The following is a 5,904-nucleotide window of genomic DNA, read 5'->3' on the forward strand; positions in this document are numbered from 1 at the left end:
AAGTAGACTTAATCAAATCTGCGATTTTGAAAAATAATCTAACTAATTTAACCCTATTAGATCCAGTGGACCAAGAGGCTTATAGAAAAATGCTTAGTGAATTTGATATTGGATTATTTAGTTTACATAAAGATCATTCTACTCATAATTTTCCTGGGAAATTACTAGGGTATATGGCTCAAGGGCTTCCAATTTTGGGAAGTGTTAATACTGATAATGACGTAAAAGAAATAATCAATAATTTCCATGCAGGAATGATCTCTATTAATGGAGAGGATCAAATATTTGCACAAAACGCAATCAAATTAATAGAGGATGCAGAGTTAAGAAAAGAATTGAGTACGAAGTCCTACGAATTGCTGAAATCTACATTTTCAATTAAATCGGCTATTAGAACTATGGTTCCTAAGTGTTAAAACGATCTGTGTAAACTTTAATTAAAATTATAAATCTCTCACTTCATTGTGAAAACTTTGTTAACTTTGTATTCGAATTAATCGACCAAAAACCAAAATCTCCCTACAAGATTCAGGTTACTTATTATTGAACTTGAAATCCAATCAATATGAACATCCTAGATCACCAGATACTGCTGGATCTATTCCGGAGTAATTTCGGTTTTTTTACCGCAGTAACCTTTTTGCTGGCCTTTGCACTTACCTGGTATTTTATTCCTAAAGTGCTGTGGGTGAGCCAGGAAAAGAATCTTGTAACTGAGATTAATCATCGTAGTTCTCACTCTTTAAAAGTACCCGCCTTTGGTGGGGTAGCCTTTTTTGTGGTGCTGATCTTAATTATTTGTTTGTTACAAAGTTTAAGAACTTCTTTTACAGGTAATCACCTGATCATCGGGCTTACCTTGCTGTTTATGGCGGGTTTAAAGGATGACCTGGTAATTTCTACGGCAAAATTGAAGCTGGTAAGCCAGGTATTTGCAGCAGGCTTTATCATCTTTTCTCCGGAGTTACACCTGGAAAATTTAAACGGTTTTCTGGGTATAGGCGCCATTCCGCTTGCCCTGGGGTATTTAATTAAGCTGGTAATTGTTGTGGCTTTGATCAATGCTTATAATTTAATCGATGGGATCGATGGTCTGGCCAGTATTGCAGGGATCGTGATTTGCAGTGTTTTTGCGTTTGTATTCTTCGTCGTACGCGAACCCTACTATGTTTTAATAAGTATAAGCGTTGTAGGAATCCTTGCAGCTTTCCTACGTTTTAATTTTTCCAATAATAGGCGCAAAATCTTTATGGGTGATGGTGGCTCCTTAACCATAGGTTTTATCATTGCTTTTTTAAGCCTGAAGATCCTGGTCATGAAACATTCTCCTGAAATGATGGCGGAAGGATTTATGCCGGAGAACAGACCTCTTTTCCTGCTTTCGGTACTTTTTCTGCCGGTATTCGATACCATACGGGTGATGTTGATACGACTCAAAAATGGGAAAAGTCCGTTTGAGGCAGATCGTAATCATTTGCATCATGTGATGGTAGATAATCAACTAAACCATAAACAGGCAAGTTTTGGTCTTGGCTTTTTAAATATTTGCGTGGTCGCGGCTTATGTGATTGCAGGCCCTTTCTTTAATAGTGCAATTTTGCTTGGCCTGAGTGTTGTGGGATTGATCTTTTTCGCCCTGGTCTTTGAGATCCTGAGGAAACGAGCCGCTTATTATAAGGACCATGTACAACTACGACCTAATGGGGTGCGCGTGAAATTCCGCAGAGTGCTTAGAATTGCGTCCATATTTTAATTTAAAAATCCAATATTCTATACTTCAATCCATATTTAAATCAATCTTATGAAATCTACTTTTACCAACTCCCTTAAGCGACCGGCACTTTATATGAGTATTGCCTTCGCAGGTCTACTATTAACCAACTGTAGCAACGACGACGACAACACCCCTGAAGAATTCGAATTTGATGAACAATTCGAAGATATAGGCGAAATGCCAGAATTAAACATTGACGAGATCACACTAGAAGAAGTAGATCTTGGAGGTGTGGAGCAGTCGGCAGCAACCGCTGCTGTTCTAAGCGACCTGGAAGCAGGTGGAGAGCTGAGCGCTGAAACCCAGGCTAATTTTAACACGGCAGATAATTTTGCGGCTACCTTGCCAGCCGGAGTTCAGGATGAAGCAGCGAACTTGACCGATGCAAAAATCGACGAAATCCTGGCTATGAGCTCTCTGGATGGTGATCTTGCGGTTGCCGCAACCGCACTTGAAAATGCCCCGGCAGATGTACTGGCACTTTTACCAACGATCAACTTTAGTGCAGATTTCGATACTGCTGCTGCCCAGTCCAGAACTGGAATCGATCTTGATTCTAAAAATGAGTTTAGTGAAGCTTTCCAGGAAGGACCCTGCTATGACGCGGCAAACGATGCTTTCGATGCTGCCCTGGAAGAGCCATCAGCTACCCTGGCAGAGCAACTGGAGGAGATTACCAATTACGAAAATGACAAGGTGTCGAATGCAAATACATTGAAGGAATCTGCAGAGACCAACATTTCTGAAGCAACGGCTACCTATCTTGCTGAGATTGCGACTGCCTCCAAAGCGCTTTTAGCTTATGCTCAGGCTACAGATGATGATGCTCGCGCTGCTGCACTTAGAAACTATGCAGTCCTGTATTTGATCAAAGGAAAGTCAGACGTTTCAACATGGAATGCTGCTGCGAATAATCTGGTAGCTCAAAGATTAACTGAGAACCTGGCGAGAATCACTGCCCAGATCCTAAGTCTTGAAAATACTGCAAATGGTAATTTCGAACAGATTAGAACCAGAGCTTTAACCGTATTGAATGCGGCCCTGAATACCTGCCATAACCAGGGAGGTGGGAACTAATCTCAACTGAATAATTTATAACTGCCCTTATACAATCCAAGGCTTGTAAAGGGCAGTTTTTATAAGTACCTATTGCCGGTTTTACGTCTTTTATTATTGCTGTTTACAACTTCAGTCCTTTCCCAGGTAAACATCATGGGAAAATCAGGGGCTGTAAGTACTCCAACCGCCATGTGGCTGGAGGAACAACCACTTGGTTTTTCTTTGTCCAGGTTGCCTGGCGAATACAGTATGTTTACACGGGAAATTGGGGACGATGTATATTTTTATAACGCAAGGCTAAATTTCACCAGCTTCCTGGCCGCGAACCTGAGCATTGCCTATAGAAGAGAAAAAGCCGAGCAAAACAGGCTGGGAATTGGAGATCGTCAATTCGATCTTAGATTCAGGTTACTCAAGGAAAAGGAATGGCTTCCGGCTGTGGTGATCGGAATTACACCACCGGGATCTGCTGCTCCCTATCTATCTCACGATTATATTGTATTAACCAAAAACTTCGGTCATTCCCTGGGTGATCTGCAAATCTCTGCCGGTTACGGTTCTACTTATGTCTTCCGTAGAGAAAATGAGTCAGACAGTTACTTCGATGTTTTCCTGGAAAAAAAATCAGATTTCTTGGATACTAATTATTTATCTGGTTTTTTTGGGTCTATTATATATAAACCGGTGACCTGGAGCGGACTTATGCTCGAGCACGACTCTAATACTATAAATGCCGGTTTATTTGTAACTCCTTTAAAGTGGTTAAGCTTACAACTAACAAGCTATGAACTAAAAGAATTCAGCTATTCTGCTGCTGTAAATTTTAAACTGGATTTGTTACCGCAAAAGCTTAGGACTAATGAATAGGATCCTGTTCTTTTTCGTGCTGTTAGTTTTTGCTACGGAAGCCTCCTCTCAGCAACTTCAGGATAGTCTGCGACAGTCTGGTTTTGAAAATGTTTTGCTGTATGCTTCCGTAGAAGGTGAGCAATTGATCTTTGAAAATCGCATTTATAGAAACCCTGGTTTCTCCCTGATCCAGGCTCAGCAAATTAAAGCTTCCGAAGAGACACTTCAGTATATCCCGCTGCATCATAATAATCTGGTGGCCGGTTATTCCGAAGACTTTCAAATTCTGGAAGTCGATCAAGAACTACGTAGTTTTTATCAAGAAGCTAATAAGCCATTTAAAAATTATCGCTGGCAGTTCCGTATTCAGCCAAGATTGGCGACCCGCTTTGGTTTTTATACAGATCCTTTCCAGACAAAATTCAATATCATAGTAGACACTAGGATCTATGTTGCCAGAGGTCTTAGTCTGCAAACCGGACTTAGCATTCCAGTGAATAACAATTATGATAACCAGGGGATGAAATTAAGAGCTGCTCCCACAATGCTGCATTACTTCAATCAGCCGTGGAATGATCATTTTATAGCCGCCAGTGCTGGTAGTTTTTATAACGACCGCTACGGTCTGGATCTCGAATATCGGTATGCAAATCTAAGATCGAACTGGAGTTTTGGCCTTGGTGCTGGATTAACCGGGTTTTACTGGCTTAATGGGTTTGAGAAATATAGTACTCCTATGAATGAACTATACCTGGTAGCCGACACCGAGTGGCGAACAGGCATTCAGAATACCAGCATAAAACTAAGTGCGGGACAGTTTCTTTATGAGGATAAAGGAGTACGGCTGGATCTTATCAAACAATTTGCTCAGGCAGAGATAGGATTGTATGCCTCAAGAACAGATATTGGAACTACCGGAGGTTTCCAGTTTGCATTCAGTTTATTTCCTGGCTCTATTCTCCGCGGAAAGAAATTGGAGTTAAGAACCACTGAAGAATACAGGTATGAGTATACCTACAACAATGAACAACCGGTTGCAGCATCATACAGAATTGGAATGCCCAGACTGTCCAATGTCTTACGGAATTATCACCAGGATTGGGTGCGTTTCCTTGGAGAGTTAAGGTAAGTGAACATCCAGTCTGATGTTAAATAATTGTGAAAGAAAAATTAAAGAATAGTATATTCGCGACAAAGTTTTGAACCTATGAAGTATCCCCAGATCTTTAAATTCATTCAGATTTTTACCTGCCTGTTATTGCTGTCATCCTGTGTTTCCAGAAAGGAAATAGTATACTTCCAGGGATTGGAACAGGCTGGAGAGCGACTGGAAGAGAACATCGATAAAAGTCTGAAATTAAAATCCAATGATCTTTTAACCGTGGTCGTTTCTGCTCCCGAGCAGGCTGCGGCTATGCCTTTCAACCTTCCGGTAATGGGAATGCCGGAGCAGGGAATGACCAATGGATTGATGGTGACCGGAAGACAACAATTACAAACCTATCTTATAGATGGTGAAGGTAATATTGAGTTTCCGGTATTGGGAACAGTTAACGTGGCCGGGCTTACCCGGCAGGAGCTTCAGCATAAATTAAAGGATTCCATCAGCGAATATGTACAGGATCCAATAGTAAACATTCGACTCGTAAATTTCCAGGTGAGTGTTCTGGGTGAAGTGAACCGTCCGGGAACTTTTGATGTTCGGGATGAATATCTTACCCTGTCAAAAGCGCTGGGACTAGCCGGAGATCTGAGTATCTACGGAAAAAGAAAAAACGTACTGGTCATGCGGGAAGATGGAGGTAAGAAAACCTACGGATACCTTGATCTAACCAATCCTGAAATTGTGGATTCTCCGTTTTATACCCTTCAGCAAAATGATGTGGTTTATGTAGAGCCAAACGGAGCACAGCTTCAAAGCGCCAGCTACAATAGAAATGCAGGAGTATATATTTCCATCGCGTCTGTACTTATTTCACTCGCGGTCCTTATAACAAACTAGACAATGTCACAAACGACCCAATATACCCAAAGGCCTCAGGAGGAAGAGATCAATTTAAGAGAGGAGCTTGAAAAGTATCTGAGATACTGGCCATGGTTTGTTCTTGCGGTCATCGCCTGCCTGGCCCTGGCTTTTACTTATCTCAAATTTACTACCGCCAGTTACAACACCACAGCGAGTATCATTATCAAGGATGAGGATAGTAAAGGTCCTTCTTCTG

Annotated in this window: 7 protein-coding genes; all 7 read left to right on the forward strand. The window is 41.3% G+C overall.

Annotation, left to right across the window (positions count from 1 at the left end):
• Window positions 1-416: glycosyltransferase (locus tag QZ620_RS13140; protein ID WP_295182471.1), on the forward strand; the 416-nt coding region annotated here is incomplete at its 5' end.
• Window positions 417-565: 149 nt separating this feature from the next.
• Window positions 566-1,753 carry a glycosyltransferase family 4 protein gene (locus tag QZ620_RS13145; protein WP_295182473.1) on the forward strand — a complete coding sequence of 396 codons (1,188 nt, stop codon included), beginning with the start codon at window positions 566-568 and terminating at the stop codon, window positions 1,751-1,753.
• A gap of 48 nt (window positions 1,754-1,801) precedes the next feature.
• Window positions 1,802-2,851, forward strand: a complete 1,050-nt coding sequence (locus QZ620_RS13150) for a hypothetical protein (protein ID WP_295182475.1) — start codon at window positions 1,802-1,804, stop codon at window positions 2,849-2,851.
• Between the two features lie 135 nt (window positions 2,852-2,986).
• Window positions 2,987-3,700 carry a YjbH domain-containing protein gene (locus QZ620_RS13155; protein WP_295182476.1) on the forward strand — a complete coding sequence of 238 codons (714 nt, stop codon included), beginning with the start codon at window positions 2,987-2,989 and terminating at the stop codon, window positions 3,698-3,700.
• On the forward strand, window positions 3,693-4,811 hold the full coding sequence (locus tag QZ620_RS13160) for a YjbH domain-containing protein (protein WP_295182478.1): 1,119 nt from the start codon (window positions 3,693-3,695) through the stop codon (window positions 4,809-4,811). The genes QZ620_RS13155 and QZ620_RS13160 overlap by 8 nt, the downstream gene beginning before the upstream one ends.
• Before the next feature lie 78 nt (window positions 4,812-4,889).
• Window positions 4,890-5,684, forward strand: coding sequence for a polysaccharide biosynthesis/export family protein (locus QZ620_RS13165; protein ID WP_295182481.1), 795 nt, complete (start codon window positions 4,890-4,892; stop codon window positions 5,682-5,684).
• Between the two features lie 3 nt (window positions 5,685-5,687).
• On the forward strand, window positions 5,688-5,904 hold a 217-nt coding region (locus QZ620_RS13170), incomplete at its 3' end, for a hypothetical protein (RefSeq protein ID WP_295182484.1).

Origin of the sequence: uncultured Christiangramia sp. (assembly GCF_913046405.1) — a bacterium.
Lineage (GTDB): Bacteria > Bacteroidota > Bacteroidia > Flavobacteriales > Flavobacteriaceae > Christiangramia > Christiangramia marina.